General features: G+C 52.2%; 20 protein-coding genes. 9 read left to right on the top strand and 11 right to left on the bottom strand.

Going from position 1 to position 25,679, the window contains the following annotated elements:
- A partial coding sequence (locus HY774_20510) for a zinc metalloprotease (GenBank protein ID MBI4750868.1) occupies positions 1-203 on the top strand: 203 nt, incomplete at its 5' end.
- Between the two features lie 134 nt (positions 204-337).
- Here the strand turns inward: HY774_20510 and HY774_20505 are convergent.
- The 4 genes from HY774_20505 to HY774_20490 form a co-directional block, all read right to left on the bottom strand.
- Positions 338-2,506, bottom strand: coding sequence for a molybdopterin-dependent oxidoreductase (locus tag HY774_20505; protein ID MBI4750867.1), 2,169 nt, complete (start codon positions 2,504-2,506; stop codon positions 338-340).
- A 215-nt stretch (positions 2,507-2,721) separates the two neighbouring features.
- Positions 2,722-4,293: a DUF4388 domain-containing protein gene (locus HY774_20500; GenBank protein ID MBI4750866.1), complete on the bottom strand. Its 1,572-nt coding sequence runs from the start codon at positions 4,291-4,293 to the stop codon at positions 2,722-2,724.
- A 23-nt stretch (positions 4,294-4,316) separates the two neighbouring features.
- Positions 4,317-4,781 carry a transcription antitermination factor NusB gene (gene nusB, locus HY774_20495; GenBank protein ID MBI4750865.1) on the bottom strand — a complete coding sequence of 155 codons (465 nt, stop codon included), beginning with the start codon at positions 4,779-4,781 and terminating at the stop codon, positions 4,317-4,319.
- Positions 4,782-4,887: 106 nt separating this feature from the next.
- On the bottom strand, positions 4,888-5,358 hold the full coding sequence (locus HY774_20490) for a 6,7-dimethyl-8-ribityllumazine synthase (GenBank protein MBI4750864.1): 471 nt from the start codon (positions 5,356-5,358) through the stop codon (positions 4,888-4,890).
- 184 nt (positions 5,359-5,542) lie between these two features.
- Between HY774_20490 and modA the strand changes: the two genes are divergently transcribed.
- Positions 5,543-6,322, top strand: coding sequence for a molybdate ABC transporter substrate-binding protein (gene modA / locus HY774_20485; GenBank protein MBI4750863.1), 780 nt, complete (start codon positions 5,543-5,545; stop codon positions 6,320-6,322).
- A 101-nt stretch (positions 6,323-6,423) separates the two neighbouring features.
- Here the strand turns inward: modA and HY774_20480 are convergent, their stop codons facing one another.
- The 3 genes from HY774_20480 to HY774_20470 all read right to left on the bottom strand — a co-directional run bounded on the left by HY774_20480 (position 6,424) and on the right by HY774_20470 (position 10,633).
- On the bottom strand, positions 6,424-7,182 hold the full coding sequence (locus tag HY774_20480; protein MBI4750862.1) for an alpha/beta hydrolase: 759 nt from the start codon (positions 7,180-7,182) through the stop codon (positions 6,424-6,426).
- Between the two features lie 614 nt (positions 7,183-7,796).
- Complete coding sequence (locus HY774_20475; protein ID MBI4750861.1) at positions 7,797-8,384, bottom strand: thioredoxin family protein; 588 nt, start codon at positions 8,382-8,384, stop codon at positions 7,797-7,799.
- Between the two features lie 59 nt (positions 8,385-8,443).
- Entirely contained in the window at positions 8,444-10,633 is a 2,190-nt protein-coding gene (locus HY774_20470) for a thioredoxin family protein (GenBank protein MBI4750860.1), read from the bottom strand.
- A 349-nt stretch (positions 10,634-10,982) separates the two neighbouring features.
- Between HY774_20470 and HY774_20465 the strand changes: the two genes are divergently transcribed.
- Together HY774_20465 and modB are read left to right on the top strand one after the other, a co-directional pair.
- Complete coding sequence (locus HY774_20465) at positions 10,983-14,234, top strand: glycosyl hydrolase (GenBank protein MBI4750859.1); 3,252 nt, start codon at positions 10,983-10,985, stop codon at positions 14,232-14,234.
- A gap of 218 nt (positions 14,235-14,452) precedes the next feature.
- Positions 14,453-15,127: a molybdate ABC transporter permease subunit gene (gene modB / locus HY774_20460; GenBank protein MBI4750858.1), complete on the top strand. Its 675-nt coding sequence runs from the start codon at positions 14,453-14,455 to the stop codon at positions 15,125-15,127.
- A 338-nt stretch (positions 15,128-15,465) separates the two neighbouring features.
- On the opposite strand, the gene HY774_20455 is transcribed toward modB, so the two are convergent.
- A complete protein-coding gene (locus HY774_20455; protein MBI4750857.1) occupies positions 15,466-16,077 on the bottom strand; it encodes an ATP-dependent Clp protease proteolytic subunit in 612 nt (203 codons plus the stop codon).
- 116 nt (positions 16,078-16,193) lie between these two features.
- Between HY774_20455 and HY774_20450 the strand changes: the two genes are divergently transcribed.
- A complete protein-coding gene (locus tag HY774_20450; GenBank protein MBI4750856.1) occupies positions 16,194-16,898 on the top strand; it encodes an ATP-binding cassette domain-containing protein in 705 nt (234 codons plus the stop codon).
- A gap of 335 nt (positions 16,899-17,233) precedes the next feature.
- Here the strand turns inward: HY774_20450 and HY774_20445 are convergent, their stop codons facing one another.
- Positions 17,234-18,337: a DUF1016 domain-containing protein gene (locus HY774_20445; GenBank protein ID MBI4750855.1), complete on the bottom strand. Its 1,104-nt coding sequence runs from the start codon at positions 18,335-18,337 to the stop codon at positions 17,234-17,236.
- Positions 18,338-18,449: 112 nt separating this feature from the next.
- Positions 18,450-21,593, bottom strand: coding sequence for a UvrD-helicase domain-containing protein (locus HY774_20440; GenBank protein MBI4750854.1), 3,144 nt, complete (start codon positions 21,591-21,593; stop codon positions 18,450-18,452).
- A 321-nt stretch (positions 21,594-21,914) separates the two neighbouring features.
- Here HY774_20440 and HY774_20435 point away from each other — a divergent pair, with 321 nt between their 5' ends.
- The 4 genes from HY774_20435 (at position 21,915) to HY774_20420 (ending at position 24,190) form a co-directional block, all read left to right on the top strand.
- On the top strand, positions 21,915-22,277 hold the full coding sequence (locus tag HY774_20435) for a hypothetical protein (protein ID MBI4750853.1): 363 nt from the start codon (positions 21,915-21,917) through the stop codon (positions 22,275-22,277).
- Between the two features lie 140 nt (positions 22,278-22,417).
- A complete protein-coding gene (locus HY774_20430) occupies positions 22,418-22,657 on the top strand; it encodes a hypothetical protein (protein ID MBI4750852.1) in 240 nt (79 codons plus the stop codon).
- 137 nt (positions 22,658-22,794) lie between these two features.
- Positions 22,795-23,172 carry a hypothetical protein gene (locus HY774_20425; GenBank protein ID MBI4750851.1) on the top strand — a complete coding sequence of 126 codons (378 nt, stop codon included), beginning with the start codon at positions 22,795-22,797 and terminating at the stop codon, positions 23,170-23,172.
- A 76-nt stretch (positions 23,173-23,248) separates the two neighbouring features.
- Positions 23,249-24,190: a TlpA family protein disulfide reductase gene (locus tag HY774_20420; protein ID MBI4750850.1), complete on the top strand. Its 942-nt coding sequence runs from the start codon at positions 23,249-23,251 to the stop codon at positions 24,188-24,190.
- A 429-nt stretch (positions 24,191-24,619) separates the two neighbouring features.
- On the opposite strand, the gene HY774_20415 is transcribed toward HY774_20420, so the two are convergent.
- The gene (locus HY774_20415; protein MBI4750849.1) at positions 24,620-25,543 is read right to left on the bottom strand and encodes a sterol desaturase family protein; all 924 of its coding nucleotides are present in this window, start codon (positions 25,541-25,543) and stop codon (positions 24,620-24,622) included.
- Between the last annotated feature and the right edge of the window lie 136 nt (positions 25,544-25,679).

The raw sequence follows: 25,679 nt of genomic DNA, 5'->3' as shown, positions 1-25,679 counted from the left end.
GCGACCTGGTGTCTGACACGCCAGCCGAACGCTCAGCCGCGTATGGCTGCCCAACTGGCCGCAATAGCTGCGCTTCAATCGCCGGCAACGACCCGATCACCAACTTTATGGACTACACCGATGATAGCTGTATGTTCCAGTTCTCGGCTGGTCAGGATACCCGGATGGATTCCCAGTACACCACCTACCGCTACAACAAATAAATCGGTAGCTGATCTGGTTTGATCAAAACAAAAGGAGGAGCGATATCGCTCCTCCTTTTTGCTTTTACTGTCAATCTATTTTACAGGTGGGTTCAATCCTGACCCTGGCTGTCGTTCCCTCTCTTCAACGGGATTTAACCAATTCCCACAACTGAAACGGGCACCCCGCTCAGGGCCGCATTCCCGCTCAATTCATCAAGTCGCGAATCATCCGTCAAGTCATTGACGCTCACACCCGCAAATTTCTGAGCGACATCCATCTGAATACCTTCCCGATGGTGCCCCCAACCGTGAGGAAGGCTCACAACACCTGGCATCATTTCAGTGGTGATTTCAACTTTGGCCTGGACTTTGCCGACACGCGAAGAAATCGCCACCTGTTGACCATGCTCAATGTGCCGGTTCTGGGCATCCTGCGGGTTCATCAGCAAGGTACAGCGGTCTTTTCCACGCACCAGTCGAACCGCATTGTGCATCCAGGAATTATTGCTCCGTAAATGGCGGCGGCTGATGAGCCATAATTGATCGGAAGGCACTTCCTGGGCAATTTCTGAAAATCGGCGTTGGACCCGTGTTAAATCGCTGGTAAACACATCGGGGACAAGGTTGATGCGTTTATCCTGGGTAAATAACCGTTGCGGTAAACAGGGTTGTAACGGCCCAAGATCAATGCCATGCGGTTGTTGTTTCAACTTGTGCAAGGTGAGTTGTTGAGAGACTGGTGACAATCGGGAGCCATAGGGACCGTTCCGTAATGCCCAATCCAAAACGACTTCGGGGGCGTTGCGTTTGGTCAGCCAGCGCTTGATTCGCCGCTGCTCCTTCTCTGGAATATGTTTCCCACCAAGTCTCAAAAACAGTTCTAAAAAGATTTCCCAGTCATGGCGGGAAGTTGAATCAGCCGGAAAAAGTGCCGAGGTGTATTTGGTCGTGTTCCGAATGGCCAGCACGTGAAAAACCACATCGTAGTTTTCATGCTCCAATCCAGCCGTGGGCGGCAAGATGACATGGGCGTGGCGGGTGGTTTCGTTGATATAAAAATCAACCGACACCATAAAATCGAGACCGGCAAGTGCCGTTTCAAGCTGACTTCCATTTGGCGTTGACAGCACCGGATTTCCCGCCGAAGTCACCAACGCCCGAATTTGCCCCGGACCTTCAGTCAACATTTCCTCAGCCATGGCCACGACCGGGAGTTCACCGCCAAATTCAGGCAGGTTTCGAACCCGACTTTTCCATTTTCCAAAATGACCGTTGCGCCCCATCCGCCCAGTCAAATCAACGGCATCAAAGGCTGGCAAGGTAAACATGGCTCCGCCTGGACGATCCAGATTGCCGGTCACAATGTTGAACACCTGAATCAACCACTGGGTTGTGGCACCAAATTCCTGGACTGAAACCCCCATTCGGCCATAACACACCGCCGAAGGTGCGGCGGCAAAATCATGTGCCAGCCGCCGAATAACATCAGCCGGAATACCAGTCACGCCAGCCACCGCGTCCGCCGAATAGGCTTCGACCAGGGGCCAAAGCTGGTCCAGGTTGTCGGTAAACTCCGCCAGCCGCCCCAACTGGACATGGTTTTCAACTAGCAGGGTGTTGAGCATTCCCAGCAAAAAAAAGACATCGGTTCCTGGGCGAATAAAAAAATGTTCATCCGCGATTGCTGCGGTTTCAGTCCGGCGTGGATCAACCACAATCACTTTTCCACCACGCTGCCGAATTTCCTTTAACCGGTCGGCGACATCAGGTGCCGACATCAGGCTTCCGTTTGATACCACTGGATTCCCGCCCACAATCAACAGATAGTCAGTCCGATCAATATCCGGAATTGGAAGCATCAATTGGTGACCATACAAAAAGAAACCTGAGAAATGGTGCGGCAACTGATCAACTGAAGTGGCCGAAAACCGATTTTTGGTACCCAGTGCTTTGAGCAACAATGGGCCAAACAGAATCGAACCATAGTTATGAACATTCGGGTTTCCCAAATACACTCCCACCGCATTCACGCCGTGCTGGGCCTGCACACTTCGCAGCCGGGTGGCAACCTCATCAAAAGCGGTTTCCCAACTGATTGGTTCCCAGCCAGTTGCTGTCCGGCGGACTGGTTGCCGCAACCGATTTGGATCCAGGTGAACATCCTTGAGCGCCACGGCCTTGGGGCAAATATGGCCACGACTAAATGGATCCTGGCGATCACCTTGAATCGAAACGATGTCCTGGTTGTTCACCGTGATTTCGATGCCACAGAGGGCTTCACACAAATTACAGGTTCGGAAATGTGTCACAGGAGTGGTCATAAAGTGTGAGAGATAAGAATGAGAGGTTAGGAGTTGGGCTGAAGTCTCGCAAGCTCGGGGCACAGAAAGGGATGAGGGATGAAGGATGAGGGATGAAATAAAACCAGTTCTTCAGCCCTGAGCCCCAAGCCCTGAGCCCGGTGTCTTCAGCCCCAAGCCCTGAGCCCAATGTCTTCAGCCCGATGTCTTCAGCCCGATGTCTTCAGCCCGGTCACCTAGCTTGCCGAGCGGCCCATCAGGCGTTGTTGCAGGTTGCGGTTTTCGAGAGCAATCCCGGCCTGGAACAGAAAAATCTCAAGGACGTGGGTATTCGAAAGTGGTTTATGATGAATTGAGTTGTCGGCATAGACCAGTCCAATCGTTCCGCCCTGGGTTTGGAGCGGGTAAATCACAATTTCACGCGAAGGACATTCACCGACTTCAACCGGAATATATTTGACCCACCAGTGCGGGTTGAGATTTCCGCGAAATGGCTTTCCCTGAGCACACACCTGGCCGAATGTATCGCTTTCCGCAAGTGGAATGCGCAATTTACGGACTTTAGCCGTTGCTTTTTCAGCCGCCGCTGAAAACCCAAACCCACCGCGTCCGATGAGTTGATCGCCCCTGACGAGAAAAAAGAGCGCCCGGTCAAAGCATTCAGCCAGCAATCGCATTAACAACAAGGAAACTTCCGTGGTTTCGTCCGGATTTTTTAACTGAGAGATGGACTCATGGAGGAGTTCAAGCAATCGCTTTTCAGAGCCTTCATCCTGACGTTCAGGCAAAACAATGGGAATCCCGACATCCGAAAAAAAGTCAGCCGCGTCCGGATGCATTGATTCAAAAAGTGAGGCACTGGTCAATTGGGCGACAACCGTTTTGATATGCTCGACAAAAGCCGTCAATTGGGATTGGGCGTGGGGTGAAATAGAGCCCTGGAGGCTCCGTACATTCGGACGTGACAGGATCCGCAATGGATTGAAGGCATCCAGCATCGCCTGTGTCACCTGAGCCGGGTACTCAGCGGTAATCAACGTGATGGAACGCTCCCCAATCTCTTTCAAATACTTCCAGGCCAGCCTTGGCTCCCCACCAGGTTGCGGGTTGAGTTCCTCAAAATCAGCGATGACCAGGGCCGGTAATCCACTGTGAATCAGTTCATCAAACCCGGTCACAAGTGCCTCTGGGGCCAGATTACTCACGGCATGGACTTCGACTTCAAGGTTTGCCAGGGCTTGGCGCAGAGGCAAAACCAGTTCACCGTGGGGGTTGATAATGAGAATGTAGCCTTTGCGGGGATTGGGATCGCTGAGAGTCTGAAGCGCTTGATGGTGACGGAGTTCGTCGTGCTGTCGGGCAGTTTCGAGCAACATTTCCTGCGCGTTCAAACGGCAACTGCCATAGGTGGGAACTTCCGCCACTTGAAAACTAAAATTTCCTTTTTGAAGCTGGACAATCCGGCGGGTAATCCGTTCAAGTTCACGGCGGGCAACATCCTCCAACTGGTCATACACAATCACCCCTTGCTGAACCAGGATGGCACCAAGTGGTTTCCAGTCGCCAGAGATTTGTAAATCCAGCGCGGCTGCCAGTTGCGCCGCCGTAATGAGCCCGGAATCAATCAGCACCTGCCCGAGTGGACGGCCCTGGGCTTCGGTTGCCCCAACCACCAGCCCATCCCGAAAGGACATCGTAAAGCGACCATCCGCAGTGAGCAGCGTCAGAATCCCGGTGCGCCGGCCAAGGCTGATAATTTGAAGAATGTCCGCCAGAGGAAGTTCCTCAAGTGTCCCGGCAAGGCTCATCGGTTAGTCTCCATCACAGATTGTTACGCGGTCGTTGCAGACGAACTTTGAGGCGTCAACGGCGCCTGGTCCTCTTCATTGCCCTCTAAGTCCCGCTTGATGCCATCCAGGATTCCATTGACAAACTGGGTCGCTTCATAGGTACTGAAGCGCCGGGCAATTTCAAGGGCTTCATTGATGACAACGGTTTTTGGCGTCTCAGGCTCGTACAAAAATTCATAGACCGCCAACCGAAGGAGGTTCCGGTCAACCACCGCCATCCGGGAAATTCGCCAGTGTTCGGTGCGCCGACGAATCAACGCATCAACCTCATCAAGATGGGCGATTACCCCCAGGGTGAGATTGGTGGCAAATTCCTGAGCATCGCCACTGGTGTCATTGAGTTCTTCCCAATATGTTTTGAGAAGTTCTGGAAGAGTTGGTTTTGCTAAATCAAATTGAAAGAGCATTTGTAAGGCGCACTCTCTAGCCCTACGACGAACACCCATAATATTTCAAATCCTACAGACGGGAAAAAAATTAAGAGGCCGGAACTGGGAAAGCTCTGGGTCGGCAGAAAACACCAGAGGAATCGGTTCCAGTGCACTCTGCACCCTAACTTGAAAGTTCTTTGTAGAGGTTGAATAACTCCACCGCGGCCATCGCAGCTTCAACCCCTTTGTTCCCAGCTTTCAAACCAGCCCGATTCAGGGCTTGCTCAACGGTGTCAGCCGTTAAGACCCCATAGGTAATCGGGATGTTTGATTCAAGGGACACAGCTGCGATTCCTTTTGTGACTTCTGCGGCAATATAGTCAAAATGCGGTGTTTCACCTCGAATCAAAGCTCCGAGGCAAATAATGGCATCCCACTTTCCACTGATGGCCAGTTTTTTCGCTGCCAAAGGAATTTCAAAGGAGCCCGGCACCCGGACAATCGCCCATAAGTCAGGCGAGCCTCCAAGACGTTCCAGGGTATCAGTTGCCCCCGAAAGCAATCGGTTGACAACCAGATCATTCCAGCGACTGACGACAATGGCACATCGCAGGCCGTCAGCATTTAATTTTCCAATGATTTCACGTGGCACAGATTGTTCCTTGGGCTGGCGAAGAACCAGATCAGTATGAAAGTTGGCTCAGACTTGGGATTCTTTTTGACCTCAGGTAAGGAACGAGGTGTCAAAGACTGGCACTGGTTATAACATAGCCGGTTGAACCACGCAAAGACAGTTTCAATGAAGCTTTCCGAAACCTGAACGGTTGACACGATCCATGAAAAATCTCTTTTGTTTTCTAATACTGGTTTTCGCCTGGGCTGGGGCGGGATGTACATCCTCAGTACACCAACCAGCCAACGAGCCGTTACAGATCGCCGCGGCGGCTGATTTGAATCCGGCCTTGCAGGAAATTGCGACTCTGTTTCAACAAAAAACCGGTCAATCCGTAAAAATCAACTTTGGCTCAACGGGTTTGTTGACCCGCCAAATCGAACAAGGCGCCCCGATTGATCTCTTTTTCGCCGCTGATCAAAGCTATACCGACCAACTCCGCAACCAGGGGTTGGTTCTTGAAAAATCAACAACTTCCTATGCCCAGGGATATCTGGTTGGCTGGCAACGGGCAGATACCCCCGTTCGAATAACCTCGCTCACCGAACTCACCAATCCAGCCATCCGTCGAATTGCCATTGCCAACCCAGACCACGCCCCTTATGGCAAAGCAGCCGTTCAGGTGCTGCAAGCAGCCAAAATCTATGACCAGATCCAAACAAAATTGATTATGGGAGAAAATATCAGCCAGGCGTTCCAGTATATCAACACCGGGAATGCCGACATCGGCCTGGTGGCCAAATCTTTGGTGACCACTCGATCTGAAGGACACTTGTTTCCGATTGATCGAGCACTCTATCAACCGCTCAACCAGACCCTGTGCATCCTCAAGCGCACCCGGCATCCTGACCAGGCTAAACGGTTCAGGGAATTTACCCTGAGCCAGGAAGGCCAGCAAATCCTTCAGAAATATGGGTTTGGAGAAGTGAAGAATGAAGAATGAAGAATGAAGAATGAAGAATGAAGAATGAAGAAAGGCCGGGTTCCGGTTTTTTGGTTTCAAAACCCCGGAACCCGAGGGTTTCTTCATCCTTTATTCTCCACTCACTTCTGAGGTGGGAACAAAAATCTGAGCAGCGGTTTTACGCGTTTGGCCCAGGCTCGTTCGCCATGGCGGGCACCTTTGGCTTCAAAGTACCGCAAATCAACGTCCAGATCATGCCCTTTATGGACCAGAGCATCCCGAAAGTGTTGCACTGGGGCCAGGGCGGTGTGGCCTTCACGCGTCCCCATGTCGAGCCAGATTTTTGAGGGCAGCTTGCCAGGAAGTGCCTGATACTGGCGCACCAGCCAGTGCTGATCCCACCAGAGTGAAGGCGAAAGTGCCGCCAACCGGCCAAAGACATGCGGGTATTTGAGCCCCAGATACAATGTTACCAATCCTCCCAATGACGAACCGCCAAGCGCCGTGTGTAAGCGCCCAGGAAGCGTCCGGTACACCGTATCAATAAACGGCTTTAACTCTTCGACAATCAGCCGACCATAGAGGTCAGCCTTCCCTCCAGCTTTAACCCGAGGATCGTGGGTGGGCGTGTATTCATCAATTCGATGCACTCCGGTGTTGTAAATGCCGACAATAATCGCCGGTTCCATCCGACCTTTTTTGATCAACTCTTCAGCCGTCTCATCAACCCGCCAGTCATTTCCAGGGATGTAGGCTGTGGCGGCGTCAAACAAGTTCTGCCCATCGTGCATGTAAAAAACCGGGTAGTGCTGGGTGGCATTGGTTTCATAGTCGGGCGGCAAATAGACCAGGACATTTCTGGCCTGCGGCAAAAATTTGGAGGGAAAGGCCGTGTGCATTCGGAAATTCCCGGTCAGCGTATGTTGAACTGGTGAATGGCGCCGTGCGCGCCGTGACGAAGACCCAACGCGGCGTCTGGTTGTTTTTCTTGCTGTGGCAATCAATGCAAATTCTCCTTGGAAATACCAGTGATGAATTATGAATTATGAACAGGTCAAAACATTTTGATTCAATGAGATAACCTATCCATCATTCGGAACTTCTGTTTCACACTGGTACCGAACGGGAGCGGATAAAGCCTGAACTCTGAGCCAAAAACCGATCCCGTTCGAATGAAAAAGGTCGCGACTGGCGCGACCTGTGGGAAAGAAATTGAAACTTCAGGACGAAACGATTCAAAAACTGTTCGTTCCCCTCCAACTCTGAACCCTCAATGAGGTTATACCATCTTGGAAAAAACTTTGTACTGGAAAACAGCCAGGTAATTCAATCAACCAGATACTCCACGTTGAGTGGTACCCGCCAGTTCCCCAGTCTTCATCTTGAGTGGGATCAGTCAACTCATCGCCGAAACCCTGAACCCTGAACCCTGAACCCGATTTCAGTGGGATTTTATTTTCTTCTGGGTCCCTTAGTAGACTACTGACTACTGACTACTGACTACTGACTGGCATTAGTACTTTACTGAGCAGCCATAGGGCTGGGTGGCAGCCTGGCTCACAGGCTTGCCGGCCAGAGCTTCTTCGAGTGCGGCCCTGACATAGTTTTTGCCCTGTTTGTCATCAATCGCGCCGGCGTAGATGAGTTTTCCGCTCGGATCAATCACAAACATATGCGGTGTGGTTTTGGCACCGTAGAGGCGACCGATTTTGCCTTCTGGATCAAGCAGCAATGCCGTTGGCGCGGCGCCTTTTTCTTTCAACACCGCATTGGCCTGGTCGGGGGTTAAGTGACCCTGTTTTCCAGGGGCTGAGGAATCAACCGAAAGCCAGACAATCCCTTTTTTGGTGAAGAGCTTTTGTAATTCCTGCATGTGTTTTGGATCATATTGGGCCTTTACAAACGGGCAGTCCGGGTTAAACCATTCCAAAACCACAAACTTGCCTTTGAAATCGGTTAATGAGTGGGTTTTCCCATGGCTATCGGTACCGGTGAAATTTGGGGCGGCACCGCCAACAGCCACATCACCGGCACCATTCACCGGGCTGCAGCCAATCACCAGAAAAACACCTAAAATGGCGAGTAATGCAAGGTTCTTCATCTTTGTTGTCATTGCTATCATCTCCTAAAAACTAAGGTTCACAGATTCAATTTGCGGATTTAATTCACTTTTTGCAGGGCATCCATCACGATGCCGGGGGTAATAACTTCGGGCAGAACCATTGGGGGCTGATTCTGATCTTTGGTATAGAGCACATACAGCGGCACGCCGTTGCGTTCAAACTCGGCAAGTTTGCGGGTAATCTCTTCGTTGCGCGATGTCCAGTCAGCCTTCATTGTCACAATGCCACGCTTTTTAAACTCAGCCGCAATTTCAGGTTTGCTCAAGGCGACTTTTTCATTGACCTGACAGCTCAGGCACCAGGCAGCCGTGAAATCAATAAACACCGGTTTCCCCGCAGCTCGAACTTCGGCAAACCGCTGAGGAGAATATGGTTCCCAGGTAATCCCTTCGGCTGTGGTTGTGGGCTGAGTATTGGCTGAAGCTGTTGTCGCCACATCCCTTGAATTAACCCAAACCAGCCCAATTCCACTGGCAATTAAAACTCCTGCCGCCACGTGGGCAATCAACCGGGTCCGCGAGGCCATCATCAGATTGCCCCAGCGGCCTAAAACCCAGGCACCAATCCCCATCACGACAAAACCAGCCATCAAAGCAATCAAGCCGTTCACGCCGACCTGGAGTCCAAACACCCACGCCAGCCAAACCACGGTGGCCATCATCAGGAAGCCCATAAACTGCTTGAAGGCTTCCATCCAGACACCGGGCCGCGGCACAAACCGCATCAAGGCCGGAAACAGCGAAAGCATCAAGTATGGAAAGGCCATTCCCAACCCGAGCGAGGTAAAAATCAGCATCGAAACAATCGGTGGCTGGGCAATCGCAAACCCAAGCGCTGATCCCATAAACGGTGCAGTACAAGGGGTTGCGACCAGCGTGGCCAGTGCGCCGCTGAAAAATGACCCCGAATAGCCAGACTGGGACGACAGGTTGCCGCCGACGTTGAGCACGATTTCAAATACACCAAACAGGTTAAGTCCAAGTAAAAATAGCAGCGAACAAATAAAAATTAAAAATCCCGGCGACTGAAGCTGAAACCCCCAGCCAATCTGCTCTCCGCCAGCCCGCAGGATGAGCAACGACCCGGCCAGCCCCCAAAACAGGGTCAGCACCCCGAGGGTAAACACGGCACCGTGTTTCCAGACTTTGCTTTTGTCTTCGCCAGCTTGTTGGACAAAACTCAGAACTTTGATTGAAAGCACCGGCAACACACAGGGCATAAGATTGAGAATCAATCCGCCGACAAACGCTGACCCGATGGCAATCAGAATGGTCAGAAACGAAGCTGGTGCGCCAGGTTTGGCCCCAGCACCGGGCTTGGTGGTCTCAGTCACGGCGGCCAGATTGCCGAGTTTGACAACTGGTTCAATCTCAATATTGACTCGCAATGACCGTTCTGACTTTTCACCGCGCCAGCCTTCTGAAATCAGAATCCCTTCCAGTTTGGTCGGCACCTTTGACGGATCAATCATTGACCGTTTGAGTTCAATCAGATAGCCGTTTTCGACCCGTTTGACGGTTTGGGGGGCGTCGTCTTCGATGACCAGCCCTTCCTGAGGCAAAAACACGATTTGTTTGAGCTGGTCTTTGAAATCAGCCGGTTGGGTCGCTTTCAGCAGAATTTTGTCATTTTGAATCGCGGCTTGTAACTTCCAATCAGCGCCTTCAAGTGGGAGTTTGGCGCGGGTGGCGGAAAAGGCTTCGGACCAGGAGGAAGGTTTAGCAACCCCATCCGCCACAGTCAGGCCCAGTTTCAAATCAGCATGGCCCGGCAGACAGATTTCTTTACAGACCAGCCAGTCAGCCGCAACGGCCAGTTCAATTGTGGAACCAGGTTTTAAGGTGGCAGGCGGTTGGAGACGAACCAGGAGGAAGGTTTCTTCTTCGTACCCGTAGCTCACCAACCCTTCGGTCACAATTTTGACGGGATATGGCCACTGAATCGGGCCAGCAGTGAATCCGGCAGGCAGTTTCCATTTGAGGGAGGTCGGAAGCCCTGGTCCGCCGGGATTGAGCCAGTAAGTGTGCCAGTGATCTTCGGTCTTCATGCGCAGGGCAACCCAAAAGGGCTGTCCGGCCTGAATGGATTCCACTTCGGAAACCAGTTCAACTTCAATATGTTCGTCTTTAAATGGCGCTGCCTGCACCAAAAAAGTCAGGCTGGTCGCCAGCATCAATACACACAGGGCAGCAGAACGGGCAAAAAAGCGAAGCATCGGTAATGTCATATGATCCTGAGTTTGAAAAAAGACGGCTGCCGCAAAAGAGAGGTTTTCACGGGACAAGCTGTCTGAAAACGGTTAAATCAACTGAATGAACGTTGGATTTGAGAGGAGAAACTGACGTAAAGTCAAGTCAAGTGTGCGCTACGCAAGTCTTTACTTCCCTAGATTGCTTTCAAATAATTGCTACTTAGGTCCGGTCCGGGCATAATCGGTTCGCTTGCGTCAAAATTTCAACCGTCGCTATTCCACTCCTAAAAATTTACAATTCCATAAAAAGGAGAATCGGGTTTTGAAGAAAATTCGTGCCTTGTTGTCTCTCTTTTTGATTGCCGTGCTCTCGCCAACCTTTGCGATGGTTCAAGCTCAGCAATCTTCCGATCCAAATCCAGCTTCCACTGACTCCAAACCCAAAGATCCGCTGGCATCTGAAAAGTTTTCCGGGCTCAAATTGCGCTCGATTGGTCCAGCGTTGACTTCCGGGCGGATCGTTGACTTTGCCGTTCATCCCCAAAACCGCGCGCAGTACTATGTGGCCGTTGCCTGCGGCGGGGTCTGGAAAACCACCAATTCCGGAACCACCTGGGCATCTGTTTTTGACAAAGAAGGTTCCTATTCGATTGGAACCGTAGTGCTTGACCCGAAAAACCCATCTGTGGTTTGGGTCGGCACCGGCGAAGATAACAGCCAGCGGAGTGTCGGCTATGGCGATGGTGTGTATCGTTCGGATGACGGAGGAAAATCCTGGAAGCATCTGGGACTCAAAGCCTCGGAACACATTGGCAAAATTGTGATTGACCCGCGCAACAGCCACCACGTCTATGTGGCGGCCCAGGGACCGCTCTGGGGACCAGGTGGTGATCGTGGTCTGTATAAAACCACGGATAATGGCAAAACCTGGGACAAAGTCCTCTCAATCAGCGAAAACACCGGCGTGAGCGATCTTGCCATGGACCCGACCAACCCGGATGTGCTCTATGCGGCGGCTTATCAACGGCGGCGGCACGTCTGGACGCTCATCAACGGCGGTCCTGAAAGCGCGATCCATAAGTCAACCGATGCCGGCAAGACCTGGAATAAACTCTCTTCGGGACTGCCAACCGAACAGATGGGCCGTATCGGGCTGGCCATTGCCCCAACTGAGCCACAGATGGTCTATGCCCAGATTGAATCCACCAATAAAGCCGGAGGGATCTTCCGGTCAACGGATTCCGGGGCCACCTGGGAAAAGCGCAACCCCTATGACGCCCAGGCCCAGTATTACGCCCACATTTATGTTGACCCCAAAAATGCCGAGCGCATTTACATTATGGGCGTGCTGATCAAAGTTTCCGACGATGGTGGAAAGACGCTCAAAAATCTGGGTGAGAAAAACAAGCACGTTGACAATCACGTCATCTGGGTTGACCCCAATGACACCAGTTATTACCTGGTTGGTTGTGACGGTGGCATTTACGAAAGCTTTGACCGGGCGGCGAACTGGAACTACAAGTCAAACCTCTCAGTCACCCAATTTTATGATGTAACGGTTGATAACGCGAAACCCTTTTACAACATCTATGGCGGCACCCAGGACAATTTCAGTTTGGGTGGACCGTCACGCACCCGAAGCGCCTCTGGGATCGTCAATTCCGACTGGTTTGTCACCCAGGGCGGCGATGGATTCCGCCAGCAAGTTGACCCGCTTGATCCAAACATTGTCTATTCCGAATATCAGTACGGCGGGTTGACCCGCTATGACAAACGGACCGGCCAACGGACCGGAATCAAGCCGGTTGAAGGCAAAGGCGAAGAAGCCTATCGCTGGAACTGGGACTCACCGCTGATCATCAGTCCACACCTCAACACGCGGCTCTATTTTGCCGCCAACAAACTGTTCCGCAGCGACGACCGTGGAAATACCTGGAAAGCCGTGAGCGGCGACCTGACGCGGCGCATTGACCGCAATTCCCTGCCGGTCATGGGACGTGTTTGGGAAGCCGATGCCGTGGCCAAAGGTGTCTCGACCTCACCCTATGGCAACATTACCGCGCTGGCTGAATCTCCCAAAAAAGAAGGTCTTCTGTATGTCGGAACTGATGATGGATTGATCCAAATCAGTGAAGACGGCGGAGCCACCTGGCGCAAGGTGGAAAAATTTCCTGAAGTTCCTGAAACCACCTATGTCAGCCGATTGCTGGCCTCGCAGCACGATGCCGCCACGGTGTATGCCACGTTTGACAACCACAAAAACAACGACTTCAAACCCTATGTGCTCAAGAGTACCGACACCGGAAAAACCTGGACCTCGCTCAAAGCCAACCTTCCGGTGAACGGTCCAGCCCTGGCAATCGCTGAAGATCACGGCACTGCGAATTTACTCTTTGCCGGCACCGAATTTGGACTTTTCTTCACTCCCAATGGCGGTCAGAAATGGATCCAGTTAAAGGGCGGCTTGCCGACGATTGCGGTCCGCGACCTGGCCATCCAGAAACGGGAAAATGACCTGGTGGTCGCGACCTTTGGACGTGGATTTTATGTCCTGGATGATTATTCAGCTCTGCGGAACATCTCAGCCGAAGCCCTGAATGGACCAGAGTGCCTGCTCTATCCGACTCGTGAAGCTTTGCTCTACATCCAGTCGCGTCCGATTGGGGAAAACGGAAAAGGCTCACAGGGGGCCAATTACTTCACAGCAGAAAACCCACCGTTTGGCGCCACGTTTACTTACTACCTGAAAGACGAACTCAAGACCAAAAAACAACAGCGCCAGGAAGGTGAGAAGGAAGCCGTCAAAAAGAAAACCACAGCTCCCTATCCAACACCCGACCAGTTACGAGCCGAAGCCGAAGAAGAACCACCATCCATCCTGGTGACAGTCACGGATGCCAGTGGTCGAGTGGTCCGCAAACTCACAGGCAAAAACCAGTCTGGGTTTAACCGCGTCACCTGGGATCTTCGTGAACCGGAACCAGAGCTTCCATCAGAAAACCAACCCGATTTTGTTGATGAAGACAGTGGTAGTTTTGGGGCCCTGGTCATGCCTGGACGCTATAAAGTCAACATCGCCAAACGGGTGGATGGAGTGTTGACCCAACTGGTTGAACCACAGGAATTTTCGGTTGTCGCCGAAGGCACTGACACCATGAACCCGGCGGATCTGGCGGCGCTCACCGAGTTCCAGCAAAAAACGATGAAGCTGAAACGCGTGGTCTCTGGGGCACTCGAAATTGCTGGTGACACCAAAACCCGCCTGAAGAAGATCAAACAGGCGATTCACGAAACACCCCAGGCTGACAACAAGCTGATGGACGATGCGCTGGGCATTGAAAAACGGCTCAACGCCATCCTGATGGCGCTCAGAGGCGACGTGGTGCTCCGTGCCCGGAACGAAACCACACCACCATCAATCTCGGAACGGATCGAAGGCATCCTGAGCGAACAACGGATGTCCACGTCACGTCCGACCCAAACCCATGTTGATTCATTGAAAGTGGCGGATGAGGAATTCAAGGTTGAACTCGCCAAGCTGCGCACGCTGCTCGAAGTTGACCTCAAGAACCTCGATAAAGCCCTCGAAGCCGCCGATGCTCCCTGGACACCAGGCCGCCTGCCGGAATGGAAGTAACTGATAAGGGGACAAGGTGACAAGGTGACAGGGTGACCTTTTGACAAAATGACTTTTTGACAAGATGCTCAGGAAATGAAGGTTTTGTCACTCTGTCACCTTGTCACCTTGTCACCCTGTCACCCTGTCACCTTGTCACCTTGTCACCCCGTCACCCTGTCACCTTGTCATTCTGTCACCTTGTCACCTTGTCACCCTGTCACCTTGTCATAAGTTTCATGTCATCAACCATCCCATTTCATCCCCTGTTTCTTTCCTTTGAAGTCGCCCTGGCTGCCAGTGCACTGGCACTGGCTGTCGGAGCGACGTTTGCCTGGGTACTAGCCAAACTTCGGTTTCCCGGTAAGGAATGGTGTGATGTGCTCCTGACATTGCCGCTGGTGCTGCCGCCAACGGTACTGGGATATTATCTGCTGGTTGTGATTGGAAATCGGTCGGTGATTGGTCGAGTCTGGGAAAATTGTTTCGGCAATCCACTGGTGTTTACCCCGACAGCAGCCGTACTGGCTGCATTTATGTCGGCGCTTCCACTGGTCGTGAAGTCAGCTCGTTCTGCCATGGAAGCGGTTGAGACTGAAGCCGAAAACGCCGCCCGGTTGCTAGGTGCTTCGGAATGGCGCGTAGCACGCACTATCACACTCCCGCTGGCCTGGAGGGGACTGGCTGCCGCTGGAACCCTGGCCTTTGCCCGGGCCCTCGGAGATTTCGGCGCCACCCTGATGGTCGCCGGCAACCTTCCTGGAAAAACACAAACGGCAGCACTGGCGATTTATGACGCCGTCGCTGCCGGTCGTGATTCAGAAGCCTTAATGCTCTCAGGTGTAATGTCAGTTGTGGCAGCCCTATTGCTTTACAGTGTGAACCGACTAACCGCCGCCCGCCACCAGTGGTGATGAAACCAGGGGTCAGGGGTCAGGGGTCAGGGGTCAGGGGTCAGGGGCATAGGTTTTAGGCCCGCAGGGTCGTTGTGTAATAGCCGTGGTGCGAAGCCCACGGTCACGGCCAGGACGCGGCCCAATCCCGATAAAAGAATCGTTCAATGCCAACGGAAAGGACACAAGGATTCTTATCCTGGCGCTTATGGGGGTCAGGGGGTCAGGGGTTTCGAATGTATGTCCTTGATACCAATTTGCAATGGAGTCCTCGTATGAGAAAACAGTCAAGTAATTCAATCAAATAAACTTAGTGAACTACTGACTACTGACTACTGACTACTGACTACAAACTGGTATTATTTCCCTTCTTTTGCAGGAAGTTCCCGCCGATCCAAAATGGTATCAATCAAGCCATATTCCAGGGCCTGGGGTGCGGTTAGATACCGATCACGTTCGACATCCTGCTCAACGAGATCAAAAGGTTTTCCGCTGTGGTGTGAGAGCAAACCACTGATGATTTCGCGTAACCGGATGATTTCATTGGCATAAATCTTGATGTCCGTTGCCTGGCCACGCATTCCGCGTCCACCCATATGCGGTTGATGGATCATGACGCAGGTGTTGGGGAGTGCACAGCGTTTCCCTTTGGTGCCAGCAGCCAGCAGCACCGCCGCCATACTGGCACACATTCCGATACCCAGCGTCACCACATCTGGTTTGACGAACTGTATGGTGTCATAAATCGCAAGACCCGACGTGATGCTCCCTCCCGGTGAGTTAATATAGATGTTGATATCTTTCTCCGGGTCTTCCGCCTCCAAAAACAAAATCTGAGCCACGACCACATTGGCCATATCATCGTCAATTTCGCCATTGATGAAGATAATGTTTTCTTTCAGGAGGCGTGAATAAATATCGAAAGCACGCTCGCCACGCGCTGTTTGCTCAACAACCATTGGGACCAACATGGGGACCTGTCCTTTTGTGCAATGAAGGTTTGTGGGTGAATTCCGAAAATCAAACTCGATGTGTAAGGATGTTTTAGTCTACTCTGAGGCATTGAGACAAGGCAGGCATCCGCTTTATGCACTTTTCGGTGGCGATCAAAAAACAATTTACTTCGGGGCAAACTCCATTTGCACTCGATGTGACCTTCACCGTTCAGGCTGGGATTACCGTGCTCTTTGGGCCGTCAGGGTCGGGGAAAAGCACAACGCTCAATTGTATTGCCGGAATTCATCAACCTGACTCGGGTCATATCCAACTTGGGAATCGGGTGTTGTTTGAATCGAATGGTGGTTCACATCCAAAGATCAATCTTGCCTTGCGGGAACGGCGAGTTGGCTATGTGTTTCAGCATTTGGGATTGTTTGAACACTTGCGCGTCATTGAAAACGTCGCCTATGGACTCGCTCATCTGCCGAAAACAGCCGCCCAACCGACAGCCCAGGCCATGCTTGATCAGTTTGGAATTGGAACTCTGGCTGACCGCTTTCCCAGTGCCCTGTCAGGCGGTGAACGTCAGCGGGTCGCCCTGGCCCGGACACTGGTTGTGCGCCCTGAAATTCTGCTCCTCGATGAACCGCTTTCCGCTCTGGATTCAGTCACCAAACAGTCGTTGATTGACGACTTGTTACGGCTCCGACAGGAACTCAAAATCCCGATCCTCTATGTCTCACACAACCTCGACGAAGTCAAAGCCCTCGGCGAGCAGGTGTTTGTCTTTGATCGTGGAAAAATTGTTTTTGAAGGAAAACCAGGTGAAATTTTGTCAGTACCAGATGTCTGAGCGGGTGGGATAGGCAGCCACCAGCGGCTGCCAGTTTTTTGATCGGATTCCCAAACCTGAAGCTTCGCCGGACACCAGGTTGACATACCTGGCTTGCTGGTGATGTTGAGCTGAGGGTGTTCATGCTATAGCCTTTCAGAAAAAGGTTCAGAGTATCGTCTTTAGACGAGAGATTTTTTCTTCCGTCCCACCCGGCACGTCTCACGCCTGAAGGCGTTACTCTGAACAGAAATATTTATCTGAAAAGCTATATCTGGTTTTTGCTGTTCAAATGGCACCAGGTGTTGATCAGTTTGTTCCCAAACCGGAGCGCAAAATCCGCTACGAGAAATCGGTCATGATGGTGTTTCTTTCCCTGGGGTGAAATTGTCTATCCGTTCACGATTGAGACGAACGACTTCAGCCAGTTTGAGGGCCAGCGTGGTTTTGGGTGGAAGTTCGGTCAAATACTCGGCAATCCGAATTCCTCGCTGTTCGAGTTCGAGCAACTCAACCCGTGGCTCTGACTTTCCAGCGCAAAGGATCAAGCCAAGTGGAGATTCTTCGCCCGGCAATCGTTCGTAGCGGTTCAGATACCGGAGGTAAAATTCCATCTGCCCGGAATCAGCCGGCATAAACTTGCCGAGCTTTAATTCAACCGCCACCAGTCGCCGCAATCGCCGATGAAAGAACAGCAAATCGAGGTAAAAATCTTCGTCGTCAACGTTGATGCGCTTTTGTCTGGCCACAAAAGCAAAATCCGACCCAAGTTCGAGCAGAAACTTTTCCAGGTCGCGCAGGATGGCATTCTCCAGATCTTTTTCGCTGTAAGTACCGGTTAATCCAAGGAAATCCAGCAGGTACGGGTCTCGAAACACCAGATCGGGCGTCATCCGGTCTTCGGCTCTTAAATTTTCCAGCTCCTGTTTGATGAATTCATCCGTGTTTTTGGAAATCGCCGTTCGTTCAAAGAGCATCCCGTCAATTTTGGCTCGGAGCATCCGCACCGACCAGCGTTCAATCCGGCACATCTCGGCATAGAAGTCGCGCTTGAGAGAGTCTTTAAGTGGAATGATTTCAATAAAATGACTCCAGCTTAATTGTTGCGACAGTGTCGCGACAATCTCTATTTGAGGAAACCTCTCAGTGAATTGAACCATTCGCGAAAGAGCTGTTCGTGTGTAGCCAGGGCCATATTCAGCCGTCAGTTTTTCTGACAGAAATTTAATAACCTGATCACCGTAACCGGCACGTTCGTGTCCTAAAATTTCAGTTTGGATTCGATGACCAATGTGCCAGTTCAGTAAAACCAACGCGGAATTCACCGCCCGAGCGATTCTTCCACGGGTTTCTTCGATTAAGAAGCGAATATCGTTCAAAAGCCGCCCAGGTGATTCTTCCGGCGTTTCAACTGGTTTCGGAGTCAACGCCTTTAACTGACGAGGTGTTTTTTTCTTCACCACGGGATCTCCTTTCAATAGCAACTTCCTCAACCTGGAACCACCGAAAAGCAGCGACAAGTCGCTGTATGGAAAAGCGGTGACAAGTCACCGCACTCCAAAGCTTTCCGTGTCACAGGCTCCGCAAAAATTCGGACGGGCCGGTGTCCATTCCCTTGCGCTGATGGGCAAAGGAAAGCATGAGTTTGGTTTGTGCCCGAGTCATCGCGACATAGAGCAGACGACGTTCTTCATCAACTTTGGCCGCCCGGAGCTTGCCTTCGGCCTTGATTGCCTGATAGGTCGGAATCACGCCCTGATCAACACCGGCAATCCACACAAAGGGAAATTCCAGGCCCTTCGCGGCGTGAATCGTCATCAATGTCACGGCATTGCGTTCTTTCCAACCATCCTGCTGCTGAAAGAGACGCGTAAAATCAACGAATTCCTGGATCACTTCGGCCAGCGGTCGCCCGTCATAGCGTTTGAGGAGTTCCAGAAACCGCAGATAACTTTCCGTTTCCTGGGCGGCATCGCGTGACAACTGACTGTCGGCACATTCCTGAATCACCATGTGCCACGCCGCCTGCAATTGCTCGCCGCTGCCATCATCCCGGCCTTCAGCCGCCGTTGCCAGGGTTTTGACCAGATCTTCGGTATTTTCCGAGGTCCACTGGCGGCGGCCAAGTCGGAAGAGCGGCGATTTCTCGGCTGAAAGTTCATCCATTTCCAGCAGCATCGCCACGGCCAGACATCCGAGCGTGTCAAAGCCGTTGCGGGCCCGCTGGGCTTCGGCATAGTCAGTTTTCATCCGTTCAAAAACCAGCGCCAGCGTGCGCGTATCGCCCAGCGCACGATGACTGGAGCCGGGGTCAACTTCAAACCGCGCAGCCAGTGATTCGAGCGTGGCTTTTTTGGCGTCCGGATAAAGCTGGCGAGCCATCGGAAGCGTGTCGAAAAACGCATTCTCAAGCCCCTGGACTGGCTGTTGTGCGGCCTGTGCTGCCGTTCGGAGCCGCCGCATCAGGATTGGGAAATCAAACCCAAGTCCGTTGTGCGCCACCAGCGTGTCAGAACCAATGAAGGCCCGAAATTCAGCCGCGACCTGTTCAAACGTCGGGGCAGTCGCCACCATTGAGGCGCTGATATGATGCACGGCTTCGGCCTGTGGACTGATGGGAACAGATGGCTTGAGCAATTCGGAAAATTCAGCCACGACCTGACCATTGCGTACCCGCACGGCAGCCAGTTCGACAATGTCACAGCGTTCAAGGTCAAGATCAGTCGTTTCAATATCCACAGCGGTGTAATCAGGCAAAAACACATTGCTCCGCAAGCCCTGATACGCCTGGCCCAGTTTCCACAGCGTGACAAACATCGAAGGCTGCGGCCCGGCTTCACCGGCTGGAATCAGTCTGGTCGGCAGGTTGCGTTTGGGCGGATTGGATTTTGGAAGCGGCGAATCAACCGTCGTCACGGCCAGAATCGCAATAAACTGATGATGGTGCAGCACTTCTTTTTCGGCTTCCGGATCAAGTGCCAGGAGCAGCATCGGTTTGCCTTTTGGTACTGGATTGACCTCGATTGCCCGCCAGGTGCTGACACCAAACGGGGCATTCGCCAGCAGCGGCTTGAGCAGAAACGCCGCCGCCAGTTCGTTGGCTTCATCGGTGGCAGCAATCACGAGTACACCGTGACGCATTCCAAGCCGTTCGAGCCATCGCGCCGCTGTTTCAAGCGCCGGAATTCCGAGCGGGTCACAAATCCGCTGCATATCTTGCTGGCTGGCCGTGTCCTGAACCCGCTGCACGACTTCGGCTTCAAGGTAGAGATTGAGCGCCTGGACCCATTCGCTGAGCGAAAGTCCGGGCTGCATTTCATACAGGGCTTTGGCCGTCGAAAGCATTCCGACCACCCGGCCAATCTGACGCCGCTCGGCATGATCACCGTCGCTGGCATTCAACCGCTTCCAGAGCGCCAGACGAAGCGAGCCGCACGACCGCGCCAGGGCTTCGACTTTGTGAAACAACAGATCGTCGAGATATTCCTTGACCAGAGCCTGTAAACTGACTTCATCTTTCGGATTGAGCTGTACCCGCATCAAGGCCAGCACGCGCTGGATTCGCGGCAGGTCAAACAGGCTTGCCCCACGCACCACCTGACAGGGAATCCCATGACTCAGGAGCGTCAGTTCCAGCACCTCGCCAATCTGGTGGCGACGGTACAAAATCGCCAGATCGCGATAGGTCAGGTTCTGGCCTGGATCCTGAACCAGATCCTCGATTTCCTGGGCAATGGCTTCGGCTTCCTCCTGGTCGGTGTCAAATTCGCGAACTTCCACCGGCCCGCCGGTTTCATTGACCGCCGTTGGCACTTTGTCAAACAAACGCAAACTTGGGGCAATCATTCGGTTGGCGGCGGCAACAATCGAGCCGCTGCAGCGATAGTTTGCTTCGAGCTTGATCACGTGCGGTTCACTGTCACTGGACAAATACTCAGCCACAAATTGCCGGAGGTTTTCCGGATTGGCCCCGCGCCACGCAAAAATGGACTGGTCATCATCGGCCACGGCAAACACCGGGGTCTGCAAGCCCGTGAGTTGTTTCAGAATGCGGTATTGGAGCAAGTCGGTGTCCTGAAATTCATCAACTAAAATGGATTGGTACTGTGCCTGCTGGTGCTTTAAGACGTCGGCGTGCTTGTGAAATAGCTTGAAGGTCAGCAGCAAAATGTCGTCAAAATCAATCAATGCCTGGCGGCGAAGCTCAGTGAGATATTTTTTGAGTGTCTCTTCTTGAAAATCAGTCAACGAAGACCGCTGGGCTGCTTCTGACATCCGCCACGAGCTGAGTTGTCCGAGCAGCCGTTTGGCGTCATTGGTATCGCGCAACGTCGGCACCACTTTTTGGAGCACACTGAGCTGTCCTCTTTCATCGGTGACGGCAAAGTGTTTCGGCATGTTGAGGGCTTCATAATGTTGCCGGAGCACCCGAATACAAAACGAGTGAAACGTTCCCACCGACAGCCGCTGGGCATCATCGGGCACCATCCGACGCAGCCGGTGGCGCATTTCCTCAGTGGCTTTGTTGGTGTAAGTCACCGCAAGCAGGCTTTCAGCCGGAAGACGAAGTTCTGAAATCAGATAGGCGACCCGATGAACCAGTGTCCGGGTTTTTCCAGTTCCGGGACCAGCCAGCACCAGTCGGGATTCAAGCGGCGCCGTCACGGCCATTTTTTGGGCAGGGGTCAGAAAAGCAGTTGAGAAATCTTCAGACACGCAGTTGGGTTCTCCTTGAAATAAAAGAGGTCAATGCCACCTGCATCAGCGGGTAGGCGTTCTATGTTTTATGTCCTTTGAAATAATGCGCAAGATTCTGAGCAGGCATCTTCCTGCAAGTAGTAACCAGAGTTCAAGCTTGAGCTTGTGAAAATCTTTCCTTCGTGGTATTCAAGTTGTTGATTTGACTTGAGTTGGTTGATTCATCAGATGGAAGCAAACTACAGTTCGAACTCTGTATCTTTTTCTGAAAACCTGTAGACTTTTGAAACCTGGTTTGCCTGTGTTCAGAACATCCTGGATGAGAAAGGTTGGATTATCATGAGTAATATCCCTAAACAGTTTTTGGTTGACGAAAATCAGAATCCAATTGCAGTGGTAATCCCAATTGAAGAATTCCAGCGAATTGAAGCTGTTTTAGTGAAATCTGAAGCGGATGTTTCGACAGAATCAACACCATCTGACGGTCCCAAACGAGCGACCTGGCCAGATGAGCAACGTTGGATAAAAGAACACCAGGCTCAATATGCCGGGCAATGGGTGGCATTGCTGGGTTACCAGTTGCTCGCTCATGGGGTAGATGCCAAAGCAGTGTATGAATCAGCCCAGCGTCAGGGGGTTGAAAATCCGCTGTTTACAAAAATTGAGCCAGTTCGAGGGTTTCAGTACGGAATGATGAGATAATTTAAAAATGGTATTTCCTCCGTTGCGGAAAGATCGCTTGATCTTGACATTTCCCATCCGGAGGATGATGGACAGTAGCCGGTGGTCGCGAGGCTTTGCGAGCTACCACCGGGACCCTACCCAGATCGAATCGCGTCCGGATGGGCGCTGGAACAAAGCCACACGGTTGTCGAAACTCAACCACTCAAACCAAACTGATTTTCCGGCGCCCATCCGGGCGCGAACCGTTTTTCGGCCTGGATTCCGGTGGGTGCGCCTCAAAGCAGGCTGCCCACCGGCTACTTTCCACCGCCCATCCGGGCGAAAACGACCTTTTCGGCAACGGAGATGGTATTCCGGCTGAGCGCGCTCTGTGCCCCTCACAAATTGGCCGTCAATGAAAGCTTGTGGTAACGTTTGCGCCTTCTTTCACTTCGGACACTCCAACCAGGTGTAAGTGTGTCACCGTTTCCCTTTGAATTGAGCCGCACGGTAGTTTGTGCTAAGTTGGGAAACCTATTTTTTTGGCGAGGCAGCAGTGAAACTCATCCACCGGCAAATACAACCGATACAAACGCTTCTGCGGGTTTGTTTTGCCTGTCTGGTCGTTTTGAGTTATGTCGTCAGTCCAACCTGTCATTGCAACGAACCCTGTACTGATGAGTTTTCACACCACGAAGAAAACCCCCTCGTCACCCAAACAGACCCGACAGTACATTGCAATTCCGAGCATCATCCAGACACTCCCGAGCAATGCCAGAACGAAGATTGTTTTTGTTGTATTGCCAAACTCCCGTCCAAACTGATGTGTCTCTCGATCCAGGCTGAAATTGCTCAGCCTCTCCCCAACTGGTACTGTCTGGTGCGGCCTGATCCAAAATTTCCCCCACTCATTCCACCTCCCAAACACGCCTGATTCCGAGTTGTCCTCACAAGGAAGAAGCTTTTTTCATCCTTCATCATTCATCCTTCATACTTTGGATTGAGGTGATATGAGAGTACTTGCTCTTTTGATCTGTAGTTTGTTTTTTTCCGTGCCGGTGGTCACCGCTCAGGAAAAAGCAATTGTTATCCAGGGCCAGATTGCCTGTACCGAATGCTGGACGGAAGCCGACCGCAAAACGACCCCGTACGGCAGTGCCCACGACATGAAATGTGCCGTGACGTGCCATAACGACGGCATTGGAAGCCTTCTGGCTGTCAAAACCAATGATGATTTCACGCTGTATCAACTTGAGTTTGGGAAGTTGAAGAAAACCAAACGCGGGTGGCTCGACTACACGGCGAAACAGGTGGAAATCAGTGGCACGCTTCGGGAAAAGGACGGCAAACAATACCTGAAGGTCAACAGCCTGAAGGTCTTGCAACAACAACCCGTGTCTGAATCAAAGCCGGTTACAGCCAATGTAGTTGGCACCGAAGCACCTGACCTGCAACTCAAAGACCTGACGGGGAGTTCCCAGAACCTGCGCGGCTATCGCGGCAAAATCGTGGTGCTCAATTTTTGGGCAACGTGGTGCGCTCCGTGCAAACAGGAAATGCCCGTTTTTGTGAAAGCTCAAAATGCGTATGCCGCGTTCGGAGTCCAGGTGGTTGCGGCTTCGGCAGACGAACCCTCAAAACGCGATGCCGTCATCAAGTTTGTTCGCGAAGCAGGGCTCAATTTTCCAATCTGGCTGGGGACAAACACCGACGCAATGGCCCGATTTGGGGTTGGTCCCGGCATTCCGGCCACGATTGTGATTGACCGCGAAGGCAAAATCGCCGCGGTGTTTTCAAGCGTCGTCACCGAAGCCGAACTCACCCGGCAGATTGATGCGCTGCTGGCCGCCCAATCAGCCAGCCAGACGTCAGAATCCGAACCCGAACCGGTTGACTCAACCGAACATGAGGGCCACGAGGAGAATGCGAAAAGTTCCAGCGTTCCCTCTTGACCGCTTTGACCGGGCGAAGGCCGGGCAATCCGGGGGATTGCCAATTCGCACCAGGATCGCTGGACGTTTGGAATTCGGGTTTTAAGCCATCAGATTCCACGCGCCGGCTTACGGACAACCTTAACCTACCGGCTGTTGCCTCGGCTTTCAGTCGGCGTTGAATATAATCCACGCGCTGATGATGTCGGACTCCTGGCCAATTTTGTGGCCGTTACCGAGACCAAAAAGAGACCGGCGTTGATTTTCGGCACCAGTTCGGACCGGATCGGGACACCCAGCGGACGGTCCTTTTACGCCACTGTCAGCAAAGACATTTCGGAAGTTGTCAAACTCCCGATTGCGCCCTATGTGGGCGTTGCCTACAGCCAGTTTGAACATCGCTTTCTGCCGCTGGCCGGGATGAATATCAACCTGACCCAAAACCTTTCATCACTCCTGATTTTTGATGGCGTGAAGTTTCACCCAAGCCTGACCTATGCGTTTGGTCGGCGGCACGTCGTAACCTTCCTGCTCGCCCAAAGCCGCAATCCTGGGGTGAGCTACAGCATTTCGTTTTAAACCCCAAACTCCCCGATTTGACATCAAGTCGGGGAGTTTTTCTTTTGGTTCGAACTCCAGTGAGGGGTAAGGCTTCACCACACCGTACGTCAGTTTTTCCAGGCCAACGGGTGGTTGAAACGTACCAAAGAGGCGATCCCAGAAAGAAAAAAGATTGGCGTAGTTTGAATGTGAATGGACCTCCAGGCTCGAATGATGCAGTTTATGCATGTTTGGAGTAACCCAAAAACTGCGAACCAGACGGTCTATCGGTTCAGGAAGGTGAAAGTTGACGTGCTCCAGTTGCGCATTGAGGGCTGAGAGCGTGACGTAAACGGTAAACACCGCAAACGAAACACCGAAAACCAGACTTCCTGCCAGTTGAAATCCAATGCGGACAAGGGTTTCCCCTGGATGTTGTCGAAGTGTCGTGGTGACATCCACATGAGTTTCCGCATGATGAACCTGATGAAAGCTCCATCCCAGGCTTGTTTTGTGCATTGTGACGTGGGCCAGATAGGCAAAGAAATCAAGCCCAAGAATGCCCAGCAGTGCCTTGACCCATCCCGGTCCCTCCACCAGTTGCAGGATTCCAAACTGGTGACGTGTCGCCTGCCCCAATACCCACAGAATTCCCCCCGCCAGTAAAAGATTCACTGTCAATGTCAGACCAGTGAGGAACAAATTGACCCGGTAAGCCCGCCCACGCCCTGAAGGTCTGGCCTGCAGGGGGAAAACCGACTCAACGCCCCATAAGAGCATTCCCATTCCTAACCACACCGCCAATCGAACCGGTTCCGACAGCCCATTTTCCATATTCAACTCCTTCTCGACTGAATCAAACCAATCGCTTGAAAAACAACCAAAATAGAATTATATTTCAATTGCAAGATTTTTCATTTTAAAAATATCACAACTGCTATATAAAACAAATAAACTTTGTTCGATTTCA

The sequence above is a fragment of the Acidobacteriota bacterium genome, from assembly GCA_016208495.1.
Taxonomy (GTDB): domain Bacteria; phylum Acidobacteriota; class Blastocatellia; order Chloracidobacteriales; family Chloracidobacteriaceae; genus JACQXX01.
This window is presented reverse-complemented; position numbering and strand designations above follow the sequence as displayed.